Origin of the sequence: Novosphingobium sp. P6W, from assembly GCF_000876675.2 — a bacterium.
In the GTDB taxonomy this organism is placed as follows: domain Bacteria; phylum Pseudomonadota; class Alphaproteobacteria; order Sphingomonadales; family Sphingomonadaceae; genus Novosphingobium.
On record NZ_CP030353.1, the window covers coordinates 1,555,710 to 1,578,459 of the forward strand.

Genomic DNA, 22,750 nt, shown 5'->3' on the forward strand with positions numbered 1-22,750 from the left:
CGAGTCGGCGTAACAACCTATAAGACAGGTCTAACCTATCTGAAAGGTTAAGGGAGTCTCTCGTACTTTGCCGTTCGGCGCATTGAGTTGACCGATCGGTCTTGCCGGATACTTCCAAGCAGGGTTACCAGCAGGTGTAGCCGCCGTCCGCCAGAACGATGCTGCCCGTCATCAGGCTGGCGGCGTCGGAGGCCAGGAACGCGACGACGGACGCGACTTCCTCGGGTTCACCAAGCCGCGCCATGGGCGTGGAATCGATCCAGCGGCGGTACATTTCGCCCTGTTTGTCGGCAAATTCGTTAAGCGGCGTGCGGATGTAAGTGGGCGCTACCGCATTCACGCGCACGCCGCGATCCGCCCATTCGGCGGCGAGGCTGCGCGTCAGCTGATGAACTGCGGCCTTGGAGGCGTTGTAGTAGCTTTGCCCCTGCGGACGGTTGACGATGAAACCGCTCATCGATCCAACGTTGACGATACTGCCGCGTCCGGCCTCCAGCATGTGCCGCCCGAATGCACGCGCGCACCAGAAGGTGCCGTTGAGATTGACGTCGATCACGTTGAGCCAATGTTCGTCCTCCACCGTCTCGGCGGCGGTTTCGCTGCGGGCGATCCCGGCGTTGTTGACGAGGATGTCGATGGCGCCGAGCTGTTCGGCCACAGCGGTCACACGGGCGGAATCGGTGACATCCATCACCGCACCGTCACAGGCATGGCCTTTATCGTGCATGGCCTGCCGCGCGGCAGCGACCGTGTTTTCGGCAAGGTCGGCGATCACCACCTGCGCCCCCATTTCGGCAAGGGCTTCTACGCATGCCAGGCCGATGCCGCTGGCGCCGCCCGTGACCAGCGCGCGCCGGCCATCCAGCTTCAGTCGTTCAAGATACATGGCTTATCCTTCGAAGCGGAAAAAGGCCTTCAGGGCAGAAAGGGTGCGATGGGGAAGGGGGCTTCATCGATCGCCTCGCCGCGCTCCAGCAGGTAGACATTACGGGCATCGCGGGTGAATTCGGGCCAGGGCAACGTACCGTCTTTGGCGAAATCAACCCAGATGCGGTGCACCCGCGTCGCCAGCGCCTGCGGCGGCGCTTCACCGCAAAGCCCTTCGGCGCCAGTCGCAGCGGCGAGATTATCGAATACGAAAGGCAGTTCCGTCGCGTGGGCGGGGCCCAGTCCCCCGAACAGGGGGGAGCGCCATTCGAACTCATACATATGCGTGCGCCCGCGATGCTCCTCGGCAAAGCGGCGGGCAGGCCAGCGGAACACAAGATCATGTGCGGCGTCGGTGAAGGCATGGCCGGGCTTCACACCTTTTTGCCCCATGCCGTAAGCCTTGAGCAGTTTGCGCGCCTGCGGATGCACGCGGTGGAAGATGTAGGTGGCCAAAAGACGCCCGACCTTTTCGCGCACGCCGGTAGGTATGAAATAGAGGTTCATCTCTTCCGCATTGGTGCCGATCAGTAAATCCACCTCGGCCCCCGCGCCGGCCTTCAATGCGTCCAGCGGCGGCAGCGGCAGGACGTCATCGCCGTGGACGGGGACGAAGCGGCTGATACCGAACACCGGCTCGTGCCCCTGAGCGTCCCGCAGATCGAGCCGGGTTTTGGGCAGACTGACCTTCTCTACCGCGTCGAGCAGGCGCTCGCCCGGCTCCACGCTGCGGAAACCCGCCTCGTCGGGCGCGATCTTCAGCAGTCCTGCAAGTTTGCGCACCAGCCGCTGCGCCACGCTGATGTCACGGGTCATGCGGCCATGGCCGCTCTGCACGATGGCGCGGCGGAAAAGCCCCTTTGCCAGTGGTGACGCGATCAGGTCCGCGATCGCCATTGCCCCGGCAGACTCTCCGAAGACGGTGACATTCGCGGAATTGCCGCCAAATGCGGAGGCGTTCTCTTTCACCCATTCCAGCGCAGCAATCATGTCGCGCAGCCCCAGATTGGTGGGAACGCCGGGGATCGGCAGGAAACCATCCACGCCCATCCGATAGTTGATGGCGATGCATACGATGCCGTCGCGGGCGAAGCTGGCGCCGTCATGGACGGATGCGTCCTTGCTGCCCACGAGGAAGGCGCCGCCGTGGATGAAGACCATGACCGGGCAATCGCCTCCATGCTCTGCCGGCGCCCAGACGTTGAGGGTCAGATAGTCGTCGCCCGGTTGCCAGCCGTCTCCGATGAGCGGTCTGACGTCCAGCCCAGGTATTGCCTTGACGCGCTGCGGCGCATTGGCGCCATTCTCAAGCGCGCCGCGCACACCGGTCCATTGCGCGGGCTTTTGCGGCGGTGCAAAGCGCAGGGAACCCACTGGAGGCGCGGCGTAAGGCACGCCCAGAAAGCAGCGGACGCCCGCCGTCTCGCGGCCCAGAATTCTTCCCGCGGTGGTTTCGACTTCCAATTCCAAAGCTTTCTCTCCGCGTAAGGCCTGACGAAAGGGAAAGTACAACGACAGGGCCGTGACCGCAGCCGTATTCGGCTATGCCGATCGGGTTATTCGATTGACTGTAGCGAATGGAGAGGCGGCTCGGCAAAAAGCCACCTTTTGAACGGGCAAGGCTCTGAAGCGGCGGCCGCCAGTCGTCCAGGCACTGCACAAACTGACCCGCCGCTGACATCGGGTCCATGGTGTACGAACTCGAGGGTCAGCGCTGATCCGAATATGCGCGCATCACTTGAGGCGTTGCGGTCCGGGTCCAGCGTTGGGGTGAAAGTTTCTTCGCCCATAGCCGCGCATGGCCGCCGTCATTAACAGCGCCAACTTGGTCCCACTTTTGACCTGCCGAACGAACGGGTAGCTTCAGAAAGGCGCACCTCGAGAACGCCCGGAATCAGGGCGCCAGCAATTGGTGGCCTGCCGATGGTTAGTCCAATCCGCCTTCTTGAATCGGCTTACTACGGAGCGAGTTTCGCATCCCAGACTAGCGGTATGGATGTGCAGGCGCCTACATTTCCGCCCTTCATGGTGACGGCGCGCGTAGGGCTGAGGGAAATTTCCGGCATTCCCGCCAGCCATTCCTGCAGGAACACGATCACTTCCATTCGTGCCAATCCCGCGCCAACACAGCGATGAGCGCCCACGCCCATCGTCGTGTGGCGAACAGGCGTAAGGCCGCGATCGAAATGTACTTCTTCCGGGCTGGCGAAACAGGCCGGGTCAAGGTTGTGGAGCACGCTGGGGAGATAGACCAGGTCGCCCGTCCTGATCGTGATACCATCGACTTCGACATCTACGACGGCATTTCGACTTACCGCTACCGTTGGGTAACGGCGCATCAGTTCATCGGCCGCAGCAGGGATCAGGTCCGAGTTTTCGCGCAGCAGGCGTTGATCGCCGGGATGGCGGGCAAGGTGAAGTGCGACCATGCCGACCATTGCCGCCACAGTGTCCAGCCCCCCGAACAGCAGGTTGCGGCACATTCGCTGCGCTTCATCGACGCTCCATGGGCGGTCTCCCACAGGCAGCGCCAGTATGCGGCTGAACAGGTCGTCGCCCGGTTCGCGCATGCGCTGTTCGATGAAAGGCCACAGGTAATCGTCGGCGGCCTGTTTGAGCCCTTCGACGGTAATCGAGCCGTCGGGGCGGGTGAGCTGGACGCCCAATTGCCTGAGACGCGGCCGATCCTCGAGCGGGACGTCGATCAGGTTGAGAAAGATGTTGAGCGGCAGGATTTCGGCGAAGTCAGTGACGAAATCGCACTCACCCCGGTCCCGCAGTCCCGCGATCAACTCACGCGCGGCGGCTTCGACGCCCGGTTCGAGGGCGGTAATAAAGCGGGAGGCAAAGCCTTTTACTACGGGCGTGCGAAAGGCCTTGTGTGCGGGACCGTCGGACTGGAGCGGAATGAACTGCATCACCTCACCAAGGCCCGGCGTGACGGCAAGGCATTCGCTCGACAGTCGATCCGCATCCGCCCAAAGCTGGCGAACAATGTCGCCCCGCGCGCCGATCCAGTGGCCGCCGTTGGCCGTGGTCCATACCAGGCCCGGCCCATCCAGCAGCGCGGTCCAGGCAGCGAAATAGTCGGTTTCGATCCCGGGCGGATTGAAGATGTCGAAATCGACCACCCGATCGGTGGGAACGTGCGCTGGTACGGCCGTTGCAAGCATGGTGATCCTCTCCGTCGTCTTCATTTTTTATGACGCTATCACGGGAAGCCTCCCGTTTTACCTATGGTTTACGGCAGGTCTGCAACGCTGCGCGCCGCTATGGAAAGGCAGATCGCGATGATCGGCAATATGACGCCGGCAGCGATGGCCAGCGCGCAGGCGAGAGGGTCGATAGCCGCGGACGCCTCGAATCCGTCGCTGAGCAGCCCGATCAGCAAGGGGCCAAGCCCGGTTCCCACGAATGCTGCGGCAATGGAAAGCGCTGCCAGTGCCTGCGCGCGCAGTTGCGGCGGAGCGATGAACTGGAACGGGATGGAACTCATGCTGATGATCGCGCTCAGGACGAATATGGCCGGCGCCAGCAGGGCCAGCGCTTGACCGAGGTTGGCCGCCAGCGGGGCAAAGGTGGCCGGCAGGAACATGATGATCGCGGCGCCGCGCATCAGACGAACCGTGCGTTCAAGCATCTGCTCCTTGCGCAACCGGCTCACCAGCCAACCTGCGGTGAGGGTGCCGGATGCGCCGGCCAGGATAAACACGATGCCGAAACCTTGGCCCACAGCGGCTTCGTCCAGTCCGTGTCGGCGCATCAGCGCTGTCGGCATCCACGCTACAAATGCGTTGAGGATCGTGATGAGCAGGGCGATGGCGATCATGAAGGGAAAGCAGAAAGCGCGATTTTCGACGAGGAACGCCGCCAATGCGCCTTTCGCCGCGTGGGGCCGGGCGGCGGCCATGCCCATGCGCGGTTCGCGCACGGTGAAGGCCATTGCCGGGGCCAGGACAAGACCGGGCAAGCCTGCCAGCAGCAGTATCAGCTGCCACCGCTCCAACGCTGCGAAAGCGGCCATGCCCGATAGATCCCACGAGGCGGAGGCGGCGTAGAGCTTTCCGCCCAAAGTCAGGGCGAGGCCGCCGCCGACGAAGGGCGCGAGCATGAAGATCGAAGTCGCGCGGGCAAGGCCGGGCCTGTCGTGCAGGTCGGCGAGCAGGCTTTGTGCAGCGGGCGGCAGGCCCGCTTCGCTCACGGCGACGCCAATCCGCGCCAGCATGAGGCTGCCGAAGCTGAAGGCCAGCCCGGCCGCGCACGTGGCGAAGCTCCAGGCGATCATGCAGGCCGCCATCAGCCGGGGCCGGTGGACGCGGTCCGCCAGCCACGCGAGGGGAAGCGTGGCAAGGACGTGGAAGATCGAGAAGCTGACCCCCTGGAGGATGCCGATCTGCGTGTCGCTCAGCCCCAGCGATGCCTTGATGGACGTGACCAGCAGGCTCAGTATCTGTCGGTCGATGTAGGAAAGCGTGAACGCCAGCGAGACCGCGATGGTGCCGTACCACGCGGCGCCGCGTCCGGTTGCCGGCGAAACCGCGTTGCCGGTGGATTGCGTGTCTGCCATGCACCTCTCCGCAGCGATGCCGTTGTTGCCCGCCGTTCGATTGCGGCAGGCTAGGGGCCGGACAGGGACCCATCTAATACGATTATGCGCATGGTTGATCATCGATCCCGTCTCAACGGTCGGGGATTTCCTTCGGAATAGCCGTAGGTCTTGATACGATATTCGTATCAGCATCGGCCAATTGCGTATTGGACAGTGCTTCCCCCTTTCCGGATGTTTCTCCGCAGAGAGATAACAATGAAAATCGGGGAACGGGATGCAGCGCAACCATGTCCATTGGTGCCGCCCATGATGGCGCCAGCCGCCGAGGCAAGCGCTTCTCGGCCGCTTGAGGGGGTGGTCGTGCTGGACCTGCTGGACGGCACAGTGAAGGCGCTAAGCCGCCCCTACGCCGACCTTGGCGCCCGCGTGATCCGCGTCAGGCCTCTGGGCGGCGAGCGAGCCGCCGGAGACCGCAAGGAAGCGATCATCCACGCCGTCGCCGATGCAGGCAAGGAACTGGTCACGCTGCCGCACGAGCCGGGCGAACGATCGGCGCAGTGGCGCGAATTGCTGGAGCAGGCTGACCTCGTCCTTGTCCCTTACCCCCGACCGACGGAGCTGGATTTTCCGAGCGAGGCAGTGCCGGAACGCTGTGTCCTGATGACAATCTCCATGTTCGGCACCGGCAACGCCTATGCCGACTGGCAGGCCACCGACCCGGTGCTCCACGCATTGTCCAGCGAGCTTTCGCGGTCGGGCGTGGCGGGGCGCGAGCCGCTGCTGCCGCCGGGGCGCCTGGCGTTCGACTGCGCGATGACACAGGCGGCCTATGTCGGGATGGCAGCGATCTATGCGGCGCAGGTGACGGGGCGCGGCGACCGTATCGATTTCTCGATGCTCGACGGAGCGGTTCAGGCGCTCGATCCCGGGTTCGGGCTGGCCGGAAGCGCCACGCTGGGGCGGTCCGCGAAGCTGCTGCCGCCGGGACGCCCAGTGCCGGGGATGCTCTATCCCATTTTTCCCTGCGCTGACGGACAAGTGCGGGTGTGCCTGCTGGCACCGCGCCAGTGGCAGAACATGTTCCGCTGGCTGGGGTCGCCCGCCCAGTTCGCCTCAGCCGACTTCAACAGCCTGGAGATGCGCCAGCAATCCGGCGCGCTGACACAGGCCATGGCGGAGTTCTTCCGTGACCGGCGCAAGGCCGACCTCGAGCAGGAAGGGGCCGAACATGGCGTCCCGATTGCAGGCGTGCTTTCGCTGGCGGAATGCCTTGCGACCGATCATGTGACGGCTCGGGGCATCATCGCCGACGTGGAATTGCCTGATGGCCACAAGGTGCGGATGCCGCGCGGCGTGATCGGCATCGACCGTAATGGGCACCATGCCGCGCCTGCGGGTGGAGTGCCATTTCCCCGGCCCGACGGCGCAACGCCGGCGCAGCCACTGGCAGGCTTGAAGGTGATCGACCTTGGCGTGATCGTCGTGGGCGGAGAGCAGAGCCGGCTACTGGCCGATCTTGGCGCCGATGTCATCAAGGTCGAAAGCGCATCGTTCCCCGATGGTACGCGCCATTCCTACCTGCCCACCGGCCTTTCGGTAGGGTTCGCGGCGGGGCATCGCAACAAACGCAGCCTGGGGCTAAACTTGCGACATCCCGAGGGCAAGGCGCTGTTCCTGCGACTGGCGGGCGAGGCGGACGTTATTCTTTCCAACTTCAAGCCCGGCACGATGGAATCGCTGGGCTTCGATTACGCGGCGATCAACGCGCTCAATCCCGGCGTGGTCATGGTGGATAGCAGCGCGTTCGGAGCAGACGGGCCGTGGGCCGGACGGATGGGCTATGGCCCGCTGGTCCGTGCCGCCTCGGGGCTGACGCGCAAGTGGTGTTATCCTGACGACGCTGAGGCCTTCAGCGACAGTGTCACTATCTACCCTGACCACGCGGCGGCGCGTTATGGCGCGATCGCGACGCTGGCGCTGCTTGCACGGCGGCTGCGCACGGGCCGGGGCGGCACGGCCTCGATCTCGCAAATGGAAGTCATGCTCGATCATTTTGCGCCCGAGATCGTGGGATTGGCGAATGGAGTGGACGACTGGGACGCACCTTCGGATGCGCCTTGGGGCGTGTTTCCGGCGAGCGACGATGACGAATGGTGCGTCGTGACGGTTCGGGGCGACCGCGATTGGCAGGCGCTGTCGCGGGTGCTTTGCCGTGATGACTGGGCCACTCTGCCGCAATATGCCGATCGCTACGGCCGCTTGCGGAACAGGGCCGCGATCGAGCGCGATCTGACCGAGTGGATCGGCCGCCAGGGCGCCGATGCGGCGATGCGGCGCTTGCAGGCAGGGGGAGTTCCGGCGGCACGGATGCTGCGGATCGCGGACCTTCCCGAGTTCGGCTACTTCCGCGAGCGTGGGCTTTTCCGCGCCGAGCAACACCCGCACCTTGCCGAAGAGGTTCTTGCCGAGAGGTTCCATGCCCCTTCGTCGAACATCGCCGATTTGCCGGCAACGCCTGCCCCGCTGATGGGCGAGAACAGCGCGGAGGTAATGCGCGATTGGCTGGCACTGCCCCCGGATGAAATTGAACGCCTGTTCGCCTCGAACGTGTTGCAGGGCGTAGCCCCCGAAATCGCCCGGATGTTGGCCGAGGGCAAAGGACGCGGCGAAGCAATGGTCAGTTTGAAAACCTAACACAAACGTCAGTCATACAAAGGATGATGCAGATTTGACTTCCAATGACACCGACCATTAGCATCCCGCCAACGATAAAGGAGAGGATACGAAGGTCGACAGGCCGCCCGCGTCACTACCGGGCGATGGCCGCGGCATTGCGCCGATTTCCACGATGACAGAGAAAAACGCCTTTGGCGCGGTGCTCCCTTGGAAATGTGCCCAGATGGAAGACTCGAATTTTCTGCGTCGCCGACAAGCAAAGTCTTGGAAAGGAAAGATGCATGAACTCCAATGTCGATGAAACGAGGGTGCCGGTCCTGATCGGTATCGGCGAAGTGCTGGACCGGCCTGCGAACGATCTCGACGGGCTCGATGCGTTCGACCTCATGCTGGCCGCCCTCAAGGCGGCTGAGGCGGATGCGGGCGTTTCGGTGCTCGATGCACTGGACTGGCTGGGGGTGGAGGACGAGATATCCTTCCCCGACCCGGCCCCGCAAGAGCGCCTGGCCGAGCGTTTGGTCGCTGGCGGGGGCAGGCGCCCGCCGCATCTGCTCAAGACCCACGAGGCCAGCGGTGATGGCCCGATCAAGCTGATCAACGATGCGGCCAACCTGATCGGGCGGGGCGAGATATCCATTGCAGCGGCGGTCGGCGCGGAGGCCCTGCGCACGGCCGCGAAACGCGCCCAGGCGGCTATAGCGGCCGGGCAGGAGACGCCGAAAAGCTCCATCGCCGATGTCGCGGAAGCCAACGCCAAGCCGCTTGCGCGCAAGCATGGGCTGTTCACTCCGATCGACGTCTACCCGCTTTACGAAAACGCTGCCCGCGCGGCCTGGGGGCAGACGCTGGCCGAAGGGCAGGCGGAAAGCGGCAGGATCGGCGAAGGCTTCGCGGCGGTCGCGGCTGCCAACCCTTACGCCTGGATCCGCAAGCCGGTGAGCGCGGAGGCAATCGCCACGGCCACGCCGGACAACCGCATGGTCAGCTTTCCCTACACCAAGATGATGGTCGCCAATGCCAGCGTGAACATGGGCGCTGCGGTGATCGTCGCCAGTCTCGCCAAGGCGCGCGAACTGGGCGTGGACGAAAGCCGCATCGTCTATATCGGCGCCGGCGCCGCCGCGCACGAGGACGAGGATTTCCTGCTGCGCGACAGCTACACCCACGCCGTCAGTTTGGAGACGACGGTGCTTTCGGCGCTGGAACGCAATGGGCTGGCCGCCTCTGACATCGACCACGTCGAACTGTATTCCTGCTTCCCCATCGTGCCCAAGCTGGCCCGGCGCGTGCTCGATTGGCCACTGGAGAAGCCGTGCTCGGTCTATGGCGGCCTCACGTTCGGAGGGGGCCCGATCGGCAACTGCATGATGCACGCCGCCGCGCGCATGGCGGCGAAGCTGCGCGAAGGCGGCGATCACGGGCTGATCGTGGCCAATGGCGGCTATGCCACGCACAGTCACTCGATGGTGTTCAGCCGCAAGCCGGTGCCGGCGGGGACCTTCCCGCAGGACTATGACGTGCAGCCTCTTGCCGATGCACGGCGCGGCGCGGCGCCCGAACTTCTGGCCGAGTATTCCGGGCCGGGCACCATAGAAACCTACACCATCCCGTTCGACCGGCACGGCAGCCCCCGTCATGCGACGATCATCGGCCGCACGCCGCAAGGCGCGCGGTTCATTGCCCGCGTACCGGAAACCGATACGGCGACGATCGCCTTCCTGATGGCGGGCGACACCGAGCCGGTCGGCACGGCGGGGCAGGTCGTCACCGGGCCCGATGGGCTGGCGATCTGGGGCTCGCCCTGATGGCGTGAAAGACTGAATGGACGCCGCGAACAACGCAGGCGCATGGAGAGGGAGCGTGGAAGATGACGAATATCGATATCCGGCAGGTCCGCATGTTCGTAGCGGTTGCCGACGCGCTCTCCTTCACCCGCGCGGCGGCGACGCTGCATGTCGCGCAGCCCTGGCTTTCGGTGCAGATCCGCAAGCTCGAAGACCAGGTCGGCTTCCCGCTGTTCTTCCGCAACCGCAATCGCGGCGTGGTGCTGACGCGGCAGGGCAAGGCGTTTCTCGAACCGGCGCGCGCCTATGTCGAGGCGGCGCTTCAGGCCGGCGACGCGGCCAAGGATATCCGCGGCTATCAGGCGCTGTCGCTGAAACTCGGCGCCCCCGATTTTTCCGCCGAGATCCCGGCGCGCGGCGCGCTTCTGGATCTGTTCGTTGGCCGCTATCCCCGGATGGAGATCGAGATCGTCAACGCCTGGTCCGCGCAGCTGCTCGACGCCCTGCTGGACCACGAGATCGACATGGCCTTCACCGTGGGGCCTTTCGAACGGGCGGGATGCGAGGTCATCGACATCGCGCATTATCGCTGGGCGATTCTGGCCGAGCATGACCAGGCGGCTGAATGGGGCGACGACGTGCCGCTTTCGGCGCTGCGGGGGCGGCAGGTCGCCAGCTTCCGCCGCAACATCAATCCCGCGTTCTACGATAGCATCGCGCCAAGGCTGGCGGAGCACGACATCGAGATCGTCGCGCTGCCGGAATCGTCGCTTTGCGGGATTCGCCGTCATGCCGTGCGCACGCATATCCCGGTGCTCATCAGCGAATGGCACGCACAATCCAACCCGGACCCCGATCTTACGGTGGTGCCGTTCCGGGAAGCGGACTTCACGTTCGCCCTGCATCTCGTGCGGCGCGAGAACGATGATCGCCCCGCTGTCCGGGGGCTATGGGACGTGGCGCGCGCATCGGTAGCCGCGAACGTTGATAAGAAATTCGTCTCAAGCGTCCTGTGAAACATATTAGACGAAGGCGCCGCCGGGCAATATCCTTTCAGGAATAACCAGTCGCCGCACAAACAGGCGCGTTCGATTACGTCAAAGAGGATGGGTGGGTATTGCGTTGCAGCGCAGTCCACTTGGGGAAATCACCAGAACAGCCTGGCGCGTTCGCGCCGCAACCGTGCCGCATAAGCGATGGGTTTGGAGAGAGATACATGACCGATACGGTTGATGACGTGGTGCTGTTTGAGATCGTCGACGGGCATATCGGCCTGGTCACGTTGAACCGTCCGGAAAAGCGCAACGCCGTCAACGGCGCCGTGGCGCGGGCGATCGACGCGATCGTCAAGCAGACGGAGGGTGATCCCGCCATCTGGGCGGTAGTGATCACGTCGGCTGAAGGTCCCACGTTCTGCGCCGGCGCCGATCTTGCCGAAGTGGCGGCGGGGCGCGGCGATGATCTGAGCACGCCCGACGGCGGCTTTGCCGGCTTCGTCGAGGCGGTCCGCGTCAAGCCGTGGATCGCGGCGGTGAAGGGCAGTGCGTTGGGCGGGGGTCTGGAAATCTCTCTCGCCTGCGACTTGCGGGTGGTGGCGGACACCACGGTGCTGGGCCTGCCGGAAGTGAAGCGCGGGCTGATCGCGGGGGCCGGCGGGATCTATCGCCTGCCGCGCCAGTTGCCCCGCGCCATCGCTTTGGAAATGATCGCCACCGGCGAGCCTATCGCGGCACCGCGCGCAGCGGCGCTGGGGCTGGTCAACCGGGTGGTAGCGGAAGGTGAAGTGATCGACGCCGCGCTTGGCCTCGCCCGCGCGATCTGCGCCAATTCGCCGGTGGCGGTACGTGAAAGCCTGCAGGTCGCGCGGAGCGCCGCCGATGTGCCCGAAAGCGCGTCGATCCAGGCCTCGCGCGAGGCGTTCGAGCGCCTGATGCTGACCGACGACTTTGTCGAAGGGCCGCGCGCTTTCGTCGAGAAACGACCGCCGCAATGGTCCGGCTGCTGACAAGGCCGGCCGCAGGACAGACCGCTTTACCGCTGTGAAACAGAATCCGACCGCCTGACCGGCGGCGAGGAACGACTACGCGCGCCGGCCGGGTTCTGATCCGGGCATCGCCGACACAACGACAACAAAAAAGGGGAGATGATTCAGATGAAAAACGGCCTTCTGCTCGCCGCCAGCGTCCTGGCTCTGTCCGCAACGCCCGCCCGGGCGCAGTCGGCGCCCCCGCCAGAAGCCCAGGCGGAGGAGAAGACCGTCGGCATCGGTGAGATCATCGTGACCGCCCGTCAGCGCTCGGAATCGCTCCAGACGGTGCCCGTCGCGGTGGCGGCGATGGATGCCGCGATGATCGAACGCAGCTTCATCCCCGACGTCGATTCCATCGAGAAGTTCATGCCCAACGTGGAGCTTGGCCGTCACCCCTTCACCGGCGGCGGCATGTCCGCCTCGATCCGCGGCATCAGCTTCGGCGATCTTGACCGCGCGTTCGAACCGGCCGTGGCCGTCTCGGTCGACGGGGTGTTCCTGGCTTCCAACACCGGCGCGATGATGGACACGTTCGACATCGAGGCGATCGAAGTCCTGCGTGGCCCACAGGGCACCTTGTTCGGCCGCAACACCATCGGCGGCGTCATCAGCATCAAACGCACCAAGCCGACGATGGACTGGGGCCTCAAGGGCCAGGTCACGGTGGGCAGCTACAACGTGCGCGAATACAAGGCGATCGCCAACATTCCGATCGTGGCGGACACGGTCGGCCTCAAGGTGGGCGGCTACCGCGAACGCAGCGACAGTTTCACCCGCCGCGTCAGCGACGGCAAGCGTGAGGACGGCATCGATCGTTACTCGATCTTCGGGGCGCTGCGCTTCAATCCCGGTTCGGCCTTCGACGCCACATTGTCGGTGGACCGCATCCAGGATCGCTCGCACTACCCGAGCCTGGTGCCGATTTCCGCCGCGAACCAGACCTTCTGCATCGCTTTCGGCGCCTGCATCGGCACCCAGGGACAGCAGATCGCCGACAGCGGCAACAAGCTCGCGCTTGACGATTACCCGTTCTATGCCCGGCTCCAGCACACCGCCGTTACCCTGAATGCCAAACTTGACGTGATCGACGGCATTTCGATCGAATCCATCACCAACTATACCAGGCAGAAGGACGGCCTGAACATCGAGAATACCGGCGCCGCGCCGCTGGCGAACGGCGCCCACGTTTTCGTGTCGAAACGCGACCAGAAGGCCAGCCAGTTCAGCCAGGAAGTGCGCGCAATCAGCAGTTTCGGCGGCGTGTTCGATTTCGTCGCGGGGCTCTACTACATGAAATCCAAGTTCGACCTCGTCCAGACGGTAGAAGTCGCGGGTACGCGCTCGCAGTTCTTCGATGCCGGGCAGGATCTGAATGCCTACGCAGCTTATGCGGAAGCTTACATCGAGCCTGTGGACCGGCTGCGCCTCACCGTCGGCGGGCGCTATACGCATGAGAAGAAGGACTTCTACATCCGCTTCCGCAATCCCGCGACGGGCGTAATCACCGGCCAGTGCCCCGATGCGGCGTCACTGTACGGACCGTGTGCCGACCCTTCCGTGACGTTCCGCAAGTTCACGCCGCGCGTCACGCTTGATTTCCGGTTCACTCCGGACATCATGGTCTACGCGGGATGGTCGCGCGGGTATCGTTCGGGCGGCTGGAACAGCCGGGCGACCGTGACGACTGCAATCGGGCCGTACCAGCCCGAAACGGTCGACAGCTACGAGGCGGGCCTGCGCACCACTTTCTGGGAAAACCGGGCGAGGGCCAACATCACCGTCTTCCGCGCCGAGTACAAGGACAAGCAGGAGGAGGTCATAACCGCCTCGCCGATCAACCCGCTCATCACGCAGACACAAGTACAGAATGCATCTTCCGCGACGTTGCAGGGCTTCGAGGGAGAGTTCCAGCTGGCGCCGACCGACTGGCTGAACCTGCGAGCGGCGGTCGGCTACATAGATGGCAAGTACGATGAGTTCCTGTCGGCCGGGGTGGACGTCAAGGACCAGCGCAACCTGCGTTATGCTCCCAAGTGGTCAGTCAGCTTCGGCGGCGACGCGACCATTCCGCTGGAGGCGACAGGCGGCGAGATACTGCTCAACGCGAACTACAAATGGACGGACAGGTTCGCCACGTCGATCATTCGCGACACCACCGGCTTCAATCGCGATTTCATCGATGCTTATGCCACGGTCGATGCATCGATTGGTTACCGTCATGAACTTGGCGACCGCAAGACGGTGAGCCTTTCCGCCTTCGTCCAGAATGCATTCCACAGCGACGGGCGTCTCTACCGGAAAGTCATCACCGGGCCGTTTGCTTTCGCGAGCCGGGAGGTCGCAAGAACTTGGGGCATTTCGCTGGGCTTCACATACTGACATTCACGGCACCTGTGTTCGTTTGGCCAGATTGTCGAACTCGAAGACTTAGCGTTTCCCGCTGAACTTCTGGATGATATCTGGTCGAACGAACAGCGATACGGCGCCGGTGAAGCGCGAATGGGCAATCCTGGTCATCGGTCCGCGCACCATCGCACGCTTCTTTCGGCTATTTCAAAGACGTAGCATGGTTTCCTGGCCGGGCTGATCGTGCGGCATACTTTTCGGCCCCCGCGGGCTCGATTATACTTACCGGGCGCTGAAGCCGTATGCGGCGAGCAAGGTCTGGTTTTCCGGGGACAGGAGGTACAGCGCCAGCTTGCCCGCCGCCGCCTCGCGCATCGGATCGTGCGAGGTCGTCACCACGGCCATGCCGTAGTCGGCCTTGATTGCCAGTTCGGGTGGCAGTTCCACTTTGTCGACACTGAGGTCGGGCGTGGTCTTGCGCGAACTGCAATAGCCTACCGATACGTCCGTTCCGCGTTCGAGCATCGCCTCGCCCTGGCTGGTCGCCTTGCTGGATGCCGGGGTGACGGTGGCACCTACGACCGCCAGCGCCTTGGCTTTCAACGCCGCTGTAGCGCCGGGCCTGACGCTGTCGGCCTCGTCGAACAGTTCTTGCGCATAATCGCCGCCGGGGTCGGCCTTTGGCGTGGAAGTGCCGATGCGCACTTTCGGGTCGAGAAGGCGGTCCAGCACATTGGTGCTGGTCATGCCGACGGCGGGCAGCGCGTAGATGCACAGCCGATTGCGGGCGAAAACCGCTGCGGCGCTCGCCTTGCCTTGTGCGTGGAGGCTTTGCGGATGGGCCATGTTGGCGGAAACGAACAGGTCGGCCCTGTCGCCTGCCTCGATCTTTTCGCGCATCAGGCCTGCCGGGCCAGTCTGAAGGTCAACATGCTGCCCGGTTTCGGCCTCGAAGCGCTTGAGCATTGCGCCCAGAACGCCGGTCGTGCTGCCTGCCGCGTAGACGGTGAGCACAGGCGCCGGGTTTTCCGCGTCGGCGGCATCCGGGGCCACGCCTGCCATGGCGAACAGCGCCAGCGCTGCGATGCAGGCGTACCTCACAGCGCCACCTGCATCTGCACACGCACCGATCGCGGTGTACCCAGCGTGCCGGTGCCGTTATCTGTGCTGTTGTAGCCGTTCTGGCCGGTGGGTGTGATGTTGGCCCAATAGTGCTTGTCCAGCAGGTTGTTGACGCTGAGGCGCAGTGCCAGGTCCTGGCCATTGATGTGTGTCTGGTACCGGATGCCCAAGTCCACCAAGGTATAACCGTCGACGAAATCGGTGTTGCTGTAGTTGCCGGGACGCTCGCTGACGTGGCTGACGTCGGCGCTTAGCGTCACTTCCGGCAGCATCGGCAGGCGGTATTCCCCAAGCAGGTTGAACGCCAACTTGGGCAGGCCCAGGATTTGCTTGTCGCTGGTCAGCGCCGATCCCGTGTCGAACAGCTTGGGGTCCAGGACGGATACCCCGCCGAACAGATTGAGGTTGTCGGTAATGCGCCCGTTTGCGGTAAACTCCACGCCGCGGTTACGCTGGCGGCCCTGCTCGCGGTAGATGTTGTCGGTGCCGACGAAGGCATAGGGGCGCTCTATCTGATAGGCGGCCAAGGCCAGGGCCAGGCGGCCGAGGTCGAGCTTATAGCCCGCCTCCCACTGCTTGCTGCGATAGGGGGAAAGCGCATCGCCCGCATTCGCGGCGGCGGCGGGCGCGGCATCGCCCTGTTGCAGGCTGCTGGCGTAAGTGACGTAGGCGGTCATGTTGGCGCGCGGTTTTACGATAAGGCTGGCGGTGGGACTCAGCCCGTTGTCCTTGTAGCGCGAGGTGACGGTGCCGGTACGGTTAATGTTGCGTGCGCTGATCCAGTTTTGGCTGGCCGCAAGCAGGACGGATACCGTGTCATTGAAGCTGATGGTATCGCCGAAAGTGATCGCCTGCTGGCGCGTGGTCTGCGCGTGGAAGCGATCCTTGAAATCTGGCAGCACGGGCTGGTCGAAGCTGGCCGGGTCCGCCAGATTGCCGGTGCCCAGCGTGATCGCGCCGGTCTGGAAGGGCGTGTAGCGCTTCCACAGGAAGCCGGTGGTGCCTACGAACACTTCGTTGCGGATGCCGCCCAGGTCCACCTTGCCGCGCAGGGTCGCGTTGTTGCTCAACACCCTGTCGAGGCTGAAAGTGGTGTTGACGGTGGTTGCACGGTAGTTGCCCGCGCTGTTGAGGATGGTCAGCGTTGGCACGGTCGATGCGCGGTCGTTGGTCATGTAGAGGACCCCGCCGCTCAGCTGCCAGTCATTGCCCAGATCCTGGAACAGACGGCCGCTGGCGAGGAACGTCTCGTTATCGTCCCCGGCCCAGCGGTAGCCGTACCCCGCGCGTTTGGCATTGGCCGGAACGCTGGCGAAGCTCACCCCGCGGGCCAGCGAAAACGTGCCGGGAAACCCGGTTGCGGTGTAGCGGTAATAGCTGGTGTTCACCTCGATCCGGGTGCCCTGTGCGGGACGCAGGTCGAACGAGGCGCTGGCCAGCTTTCGCCTCAGGTTGCTTTCGTCGGCGTAGGTCTCGCCTTCCTGGGAGAGCAGGTTGATGCGTGCGCCGAACATTCCGTCGGGGCCTGCCCGGCGGCTGAGGTCGACATGAGCCAGCACGTTGCCGCTGCTGGTGTAGCCCAGCTTGAAGGCGCTCAGGGGCTGGTCGGTAGGCCGCTTGAACACGTAGTTGAATGTGCCGGCAGGGCTGGCCGGGCCGTAGAGCGCACCGGCAAGGCCGTTCAGCACTTCGATCCGGTCGAACTGCTCGATGGCATAGTCCGTGGTCGCGGCGATGTTCAGGCCGTCGATGCGCGTGTTCTGGACGACGCCGGCCTGCATCCCGCGCGATTGCGGGCGGATGTTTTCACCCTGCACGGAAGGGATATAGCGCAGCAGTTCGCGTACGTTCTGGAGTTGCTGGTTTTCGGCCAGGTTTACGGGGACGACGCTGATCGAATAGGGGGTATCCAGAAGGGCCTTCTCGCCCAGAGGGCCGACTTCCACCTTGCGGGTACGGTAGGTATCGTCCTCGGAAGGGAGCACACCGTTGACGATGATCTCGGTGCCGTCCGCCTGGGCCTGCGCGTGGCTTGCGGGCACGAAGGCCAGCATCGTCAGAGTGTGCAGTCCGCCGGCGATACAAGTGTTTGTGATTGATTTACGCATTATCGCTTCCTGTTTCTCGCGGCGCTATATTCCAATGGATATAGTAGGCAACCTTTACCGTGTGCGGTTACCCTTGCCCCATCCTCCAAACGGAGCGGCAGGGGAGCATTGGGCTGGAAAAGTTCGCGTATGCCGTTTGCCTACGATCGCTACCTGAGGGATCGTGCCACTGGCCAAGGCGTTGTATTAATGCAACAAAGCCGCCTAAGTGGGCCTGCCGGTGACGCGGCGCCTGGCCGAGCGTTCTGAACTCATGGTGACCAACAATCCCGCTATCGCTTTCAAGAGGGCGACCCGATGACTGCCGTGAAGACCCTTTGCCATTGGTTGCTGCGGCGCGGATTGCTTTATCTGGCGCTGGTAGCTGCCTTTGCGCTGTCGCCGTTTGTCCTCAATGCCTGGCATGCGGCGGACGGAGCGAGGGGCAGATATGAAACGCTGGACGGGGCCGCTCAGTCGCTGACTGCGGGTTTTCCTGCACTGCAGGCCGAATTCGATCGCGAGAGGGATGCCGCCGCGCAGGCTGGCAGCATCGTACTTCAGGCGCGCATCGACCGGGTCGGCGGCGAACTCGCGAAAGAACGCGCCGACCCTCCCGGCAGCGACTTCGCGGCTATGTTCGGCGGCGGCGCCCAAGGCCTTGCCGCAAACGAGACACGCAAATTGCGCATCGTCCTGCTGCAACGTGAACTGGAGGCTTTGCAAAGGGCGCAGGATTTGGCGAAGGTGCGCGAAAGACCGCAGCAGTTGCGTGAGGACTATGCGCGGCTGCGCCAGCCTTGTGTGGCCGCTATCACGGCCTTGCGCACCTACGAAGGAACCTGGCTGGGCCGGGTGAACACCCTGGTGGACGGCGATAGGCACAAGGCACTGGCCAAGCGGCGCGCCGATACCTGCGGCCCGGCGTACCGGGCTTTGCAGGTATTGCAGGACCGGCGCTCGCTGGACGCCGCACGCAGCAGGGCCGAGGCGGCGTTCGCGGCGACTGGCGCCGACCTTCGCGGCGATCTTGAACGGGCGCTGCAGCCCCTGCAGGCTGCGACGCAGGACGCGCGCACGGCCTGGCGCGGCACGCTGCGGGAGAAGCTGCGTCTCTGGGCCGAGGAATGGCATCTCCAGGACGTGTTGTGGGGGGCGTTCAAGGTCCTGCTGCTCATCATCGCCATGCCTTACCTGATCCGCCTGCTGTTCTGGTTCGTATTCGCGCCGATGGCCCAGCGGCGCCCCGCGATCCGTCTTTCGGTGCCGGGAGGGGCGGGGCGTGCGATCGAGCCGGCCGAGCGCAGTACCACTTCGGTCGCCGTGCGCCTGGCAGCCGGCGAGGAACTGCTGGTGCGCCAGGATTACCTCCAGACGACGTCTCAAGCGGGGTCGAAGTCCACGCGCTGGCTGCTCGACTGGCACCATCCGCTTTCGAGTATTGCCACCGGCCTCACTTTCCTCACCCGCATCAGGGGCGAGGGGGAAGTGACCACGGTGTCGGCGGTGCGCGATCCCTTTGCCGAGGTGACGGTGCTTGCATTGCCGGAAGGTGCGTCCTGCGTGCTGCAGCCGCGCGCGTTGGCGGCCGCTGCGCAGCCGGTCGCGCGGCCCCTGCGCATCACCTCGCACTGGCGCCTGTTCTCGCTCAATGCGTGGTTGACGCTGCAGCTGCGCTATCTGGTGTTTCACGGCCCTTGTCGTCTGGTCATCAAGGGCGGGCGGGGTGTGCGGGTGGAACGTGCCGAGCGCGGCCGCGTGTTCGGGCAGGCGCAGCTGGTCGGCTTTTCGGCAGACCTGGCCTATTCCGTGGCCCGCACCGAGACGTTCTGGCCCTACTTCCTGAGCCGCGAGCAGCTGTTCAAGGACAAGGTGGAGGCCGGGGAGGGCGTACTGGTGATCGAGGAGGCACCGATGGCAGGACGCGGCCGGGGCGAAGGCGGCAAGGGTCTGGAAGGCGCGTTCGACGTGGTCACCAAAGCCTTCGGTATGTAATATCGCACCCAGCGGTGAGGGGAACGTATCACCAGGGCGGCAGTTTCTACCAAAAGCCGATGGATGCGCCGCGAATTTATGACGCATAGGCAAGGGAACGTCGTCTCGAATGACCAGTCTGAGTCAAGATCAAGACCGCGCTGCGCCTTCGTTCCTAACCGGGGGCGGTGAAATCGGCGCGTTGATGCGGGCATTCGACTGGAGCACCACGCCGCTCGGTGAGCCCGGCAAATGGCCGCAATCGCTGCGATCGATCGTCTCAGCCTGCATCAATTCGCCAATCCTGGGCGCGGTCCTGTGGGGGCCGGACCTGATACTTCTCTATAACGACGCATACATTCCGTCACTCGCAGGCGGGCATCCTCATGCGCTGGGACGTCCGGCGAGCGATGGCTGGGGTGAGGCTTGGACCTTGCTCGCACCGTCATATTATCGGGCGCTGGAAACCGGCGAGGGTTTTTCGGAAAAGATGGTTGGCCTGGAGGTGGTCCGAAATGGCGAGCGTATGGTCACTTGGTGGGACTTCACGGCGACCCCTATCCGCGGCGAGGATGGTGCCATTGCCGGCTTGCTCCACCAAGGTATCGAGATCACCGCACCGGCCCAGGCCGCAGGAGACACGGCTAGCGAAAGGGAACTGCTCGCGCAGCTGTTCGCGCAGGCCCCGAGCTTTATGGCTCTGCTGGAAGGCCCCGAACATCGTTTCGCGCTGACCAATCCGGCCTACCTTCGACTGACCGGCCGAACCGCCCTTATCGGCCAGACCGTCGCTCAGGCGCTTCCCGATGCCGCGGCGCAAGGATATGTCGCGAACCTCGACGAGGTATTTCGCTCAGGCAAGGCGTATAAAGCGGATTCGGCGCTCTACGCCGTCGAGCCGGTCGCCGGGGGGCCGGTCACTAACCATCTCGTCGATTTTGTTTTTCAGCCGGTTAAAAACGCAAGCGGCGACGTCACGGGTATCTTCATAGAAGGCGTCGATGTCACTGAACGGGTGAACGCCGACCTTGCACTGCGCGAAAGTCAGGAGCGGCTTGAGCAGGCGCTGTCGGCAGGAGCAGGCATCGGCACCTGGGATTGGGATGTCGTCCGCAATTCCGTTCGCACAGATTCCAGGTTTGCGCGGCTTTACGGCGTCGATCCCCAAATGGCCAAACGCGGGGCGCCGATCGAGTTGTTCTTCCAGCGCCTGCACCCGGGCGATCTTGACAGGGTTCAGGCCGCCATTGCCAAGGCGCTGAGCAGTGGCGGCATGTTCTATGAGGAATATCGCCTCGTGCAGGATAACGGCGCGATCGTGTGGCTCGTAGCCCAGGGTCGCTGCACCTTGTCGGAAACCGGGGAGCCATTGCACTTCCCCGGTGTCAGCTACGATATCACTGAGCGCAAGACCGCCGAGCAGCGCAAGTCCGCACTTCTCGATCTGAGTGACACGCTGAGATCGATCGACGACATTGCCGAAATGGAGTTTGCAGGCGCGACCGCGCTCGCGGTTGGACTGGGCGTGAGCCGCGCTGGCTATGGCACCGTCGACAAAGTTCTGGAAACGATCACTGTCCAGCGCGACTGGAACGCACCCGGAATCAAGACGATTGCCGGTACGCTCAACTTCCGCGAGCACGGGTCCTATATCGAGGATCTGAAGCACGGCGAGACTGTCGCAATCGGTGACGTGAAGCTCGACGACCGCACGCGGGCTACGGCCGATGTTCTGGAAGCGATCAGCGCCCGATCGTTCATCAACATGCCTCTGGTCGAGCAGGGCGACTTTGTAGCGCTTGCATACGTAAATAATGCCGGCCCGCGCGTGTGGTGCAATGAGGATGTGTTGTTCATGCGCGATGTTGCCGAGCGCGTGCGAGGGGCAACCGAGCGCCGGCGGCAGACCGAGGAGCTAGCGCAGCTTAATGCAACTCTGGAGGAGCAGGTCATCGTCCGGACACGGGAATTGATGGCCGCCGAGGAAGCGCTTCGCCAATCCCAGAAGATGGAAGCGGTAGGCCAGCTGACCGGCGGCATTGCGCATGATTTCAATAATCTCCTTCAGGGCATTACTGGCAGTCTCGAGATCATTCAGCGCCGCGTGGAGCAGGGGCGGCATGCCGATATCAGTCGGTTCATCACCGGCGCCACGACGGCGGCCAATCGTGCTGCAGCTTTGACGCACCGTCTTCTGGCCTTCTCGCGTCGTCAGCCGCTCGACCCCAAAGCGGTCCGATCCAACAGGTTGCTCGCTTCGGTGGAAGATCTGCTCAGACGGACGATCGGTGAGCATATCGAACTGGAACTGGTGCTTGCGGGCGGTCTGTGGCCCACGCTGTGCGACCCCAATCAACTTGAAAGCGCGGTCCTTAATCTTGTAATCAATGCGCGCGATGCGATGCCCGATGGCGGCAAACTGACGATTGAAACTGGCAACGCACATCTCGATCAGGCTTACGCTGCAAGAAAGACCGGCGTGAAACCGGGGCAATATGTCTGCATCAGCGTCACCGATACCGGCGTCGGCATGAACGAGGATACGATCGCCAAGGCATTTGAACCCTTCTTCACCACCAAGCCGATCGGTCAGGGCACCGGCCTTGGCTTGTCCATGATCTACGGATTCGCGCAGCAGTCGGAAGGCTATGCCAAGATTTACAGCGAGCTTGGCCATGGTACGACTTTCAAGCTCTACCTGCCGCGCCACCTCGGGGATGCAGAATGGGAAGAAGATGTACCGGCCCTCGGCGACGAGCATGTCTCCGATTCCGGTGAAGTCGTGCTCGTCGTCGAGGACGAGTCAGTCGTTCGCGACCTGATTATCGAGGTTTTGACCGAACTGGGCTATCGTACGCTCGAGGCGAGCGACGGGCCAAAAGGGTTGCAGATGCTGCAGTCCGACAAGCGTATCGACTTGTTGGTCACAGACATCGGGCTGCCTGGGCTCAACGGTCGGCAAGTCGTCGAAGCAGGGCGTCTGCTTCGCCCTGATCTCAAGGTGCTGTTTATGACCGGATATGCCGAGAATGCGGCGCTGGCGTCAGGCTTTCTGGAGCACGGGATGAGCATGATTACAAAGCCATTCGCAATGGAGGCGCTGGCCACACGCGTTCGCGAAATCATCGAGGGATGATGCCGGTGGGTTCGGCGCCTTGCCAGAACCGCTTATGCCCTTCCTGCGCTGCGGCGCTACCCCCGCAATACGCTGGAGAAATCCTGATTGCGGCGAATATAGCGCCGAATATGTCTTAAA

At 63.7% G+C, this 22,750-nt stretch carries 13 protein-coding genes; 7 read left to right on the forward strand and 6 right to left on the reverse strand.

From position 1 onward, the window contains the following. Positions 1-124: 124 nt before the first annotated feature. The 4 genes from TQ38_RS22975 to TQ38_RS22990 all read right to left on the reverse strand — a co-directional run bounded on the left by TQ38_RS22975 (position 125) and on the right by TQ38_RS22990 (position 5,494). On the reverse strand, positions 125-886 hold the full coding sequence (locus tag TQ38_RS22975; protein ID WP_043969964.1) for an SDR family NAD(P)-dependent oxidoreductase: 762 nt from the start codon (positions 884-886) through the stop codon (positions 125-127). Between the two features lie 29 nt (positions 887-915). Next, positions 916-2,397, reverse strand: coding sequence for a carboxylesterase/lipase family protein (locus TQ38_RS22980; protein WP_043969965.1), 1,482 nt, complete (start codon positions 2,395-2,397; stop codon positions 916-918). Between the two features lie 488 nt (positions 2,398-2,885). After that, positions 2,886-4,100 (reverse strand): cytochrome P450, encoded by a 1,215-nt coding sequence (locus TQ38_RS22985; RefSeq protein ID WP_043969967.1) that lies wholly within the window; start codon positions 4,098-4,100, stop codon positions 2,886-2,888. Positions 4,101-4,168: 68 nt separating this feature from the next. Continuing rightward, the gene (locus tag TQ38_RS22990; RefSeq protein WP_052505482.1) at positions 4,169-5,494 is read right to left on the reverse strand and encodes an MFS transporter; all 1,326 of its coding nucleotides are present in this window, start codon (positions 5,492-5,494) and stop codon (positions 4,169-4,171) included. A 288-nt stretch (positions 5,495-5,782) separates the two neighbouring features. Between TQ38_RS22990 and TQ38_RS22995 the strand changes: the two genes are divergently transcribed. The 5 genes from TQ38_RS22995 to TQ38_RS23015 all read left to right on the forward strand — a co-directional run bounded on the left by TQ38_RS22995 (position 5,783) and on the right by TQ38_RS23015 (position 14,344). After that, positions 5,783-8,170, forward strand: coding sequence for a CoA transferase (locus TQ38_RS22995; protein WP_240198064.1), 2,388 nt, complete (start codon positions 5,783-5,785; stop codon positions 8,168-8,170). A gap of 263 nt (positions 8,171-8,433) precedes the next feature. Beyond that, positions 8,434-9,957, forward strand: coding sequence for an acetyl-CoA acetyltransferase (locus TQ38_RS23000; protein WP_043969969.1), 1,524 nt, complete (start codon positions 8,434-8,436; stop codon positions 9,955-9,957). Between the two features lie 62 nt (positions 9,958-10,019). Then, entirely contained in the window at positions 10,020-10,952 is a 933-nt protein-coding gene (locus tag TQ38_RS23005; protein WP_052505483.1) for a LysR family transcriptional regulator, read from the forward strand. Positions 10,953-11,152: 200 nt separating this feature from the next. Beyond that, positions 11,153-11,941: an enoyl-CoA hydratase-related protein gene (locus TQ38_RS23010; RefSeq protein ID WP_043969970.1), complete on the forward strand. Its 789-nt coding sequence runs from the start codon at positions 11,153-11,155 to the stop codon at positions 11,939-11,941. Positions 11,942-12,088: 147 nt separating this feature from the next. Then, positions 12,089-14,344, forward strand: coding sequence for a TonB-dependent receptor (locus tag TQ38_RS23015; RefSeq protein WP_043969971.1), 2,256 nt, complete (start codon positions 12,089-12,091; stop codon positions 14,342-14,344). Between the two features lie 249 nt (positions 14,345-14,593). Here TQ38_RS23015 and modA read toward each other — a convergent pair whose 3' ends face one another. Further along, complete coding sequence (gene modA, locus TQ38_RS23020) at positions 14,594-15,412, reverse strand: molybdate ABC transporter substrate-binding protein (RefSeq protein ID WP_052505484.1); 819 nt, start codon at positions 15,410-15,412, stop codon at positions 14,594-14,596. Further along, positions 15,409-17,541 carry a TonB-dependent siderophore receptor gene (locus tag TQ38_RS23025; protein ID WP_205316134.1) on the reverse strand — a complete coding sequence of 711 codons (2,133 nt, stop codon included), beginning with the start codon at positions 17,539-17,541 and terminating at the stop codon, positions 15,409-15,411. Before TQ38_RS23025 ends, modA begins: the two co-directional genes overlap by 4 nt. A 297-nt stretch (positions 17,542-17,838) precedes the next feature. Between TQ38_RS23025 and TQ38_RS23030 the strand changes: the two genes are divergently transcribed. Together TQ38_RS23030 and TQ38_RS23040 are read left to right on the forward strand one after the other, a co-directional pair. Then, positions 17,839-19,515 (forward strand): hypothetical protein, encoded by a 1,677-nt coding sequence (locus TQ38_RS23030; protein ID WP_043969973.1) that lies wholly within the window; start codon positions 17,839-17,841, stop codon positions 19,513-19,515. Between the two features lie 184 nt (positions 19,516-19,699). Then, positions 19,700-22,630, forward strand: coding sequence for an ATP-binding protein (locus TQ38_RS23040; protein ID WP_205316135.1), 2,931 nt, complete (start codon positions 19,700-19,702; stop codon positions 22,628-22,630). Positions 22,631-22,750 lie beyond the last annotated feature (120 nt).

Coding starts and splice junctions, on each gene's coding strand:
- TQ38_RS23000 (WP_043969969.1), top strand. CDS start 8,434: ATGAACTCCAATGTCGATGAAACGAGGGTGCCGGTCCTGATCGGTATC.
- TQ38_RS23010 (WP_043969970.1), top strand. CDS start 11,153: ATGACCGATACGGTTGATGACGTGGTGCTGTTTGAGATCGTCGACGGG.
- TQ38_RS22975 (WP_043969964.1), bottom strand. CDS start 886: ATGTATCTTGAACGACTGAAGCTGGATGGCCGGCGCGCGCTGGTCACG.
- TQ38_RS23005 (WP_052505483.1), top strand. CDS start 10,020: ATGACGAATATCGATATCCGGCAGGTCCGCATGTTCGTAGCGGTTGCC.
- TQ38_RS23040 (WP_205316135.1), top strand. CDS start 19,700: ATGCGGGCATTCGACTGGAGCACCACGCCGCTCGGTGAGCCCGGCAAA.
- TQ38_RS22985 (WP_043969967.1), bottom strand. CDS start 4,100: ATGCTTGCAACGGCCGTACCAGCGCACGTTCCCACCGATCGGGTGGTC.
- TQ38_RS23030 (WP_043969973.1), top strand. CDS start 17,839: ATGACTGCCGTGAAGACCCTTTGCCATTGGTTGCTGCGGCGCGGATTG.
- TQ38_RS22995 (WP_240198064.1), top strand. CDS start 5,783: ATGATGGCGCCAGCCGCCGAGGCAAGCGCTTCTCGGCCGCTTGAGGGG.
- TQ38_RS23025 (WP_205316134.1), bottom strand. CDS start 17,541: ATGCGTAAATCAATCACAAACACTTGTATCGCCGGCGGACTGCACACT.
- TQ38_RS23015 (WP_043969971.1), top strand. CDS start 12,089: ATGAAAAACGGCCTTCTGCTCGCCGCCAGCGTCCTGGCTCTGTCCGCA.
- TQ38_RS22990 (WP_052505482.1), bottom strand. CDS start 5,494: ATGGCAGACACGCAATCCACCGGCAACGCGGTTTCGCCGGCAACCGGA.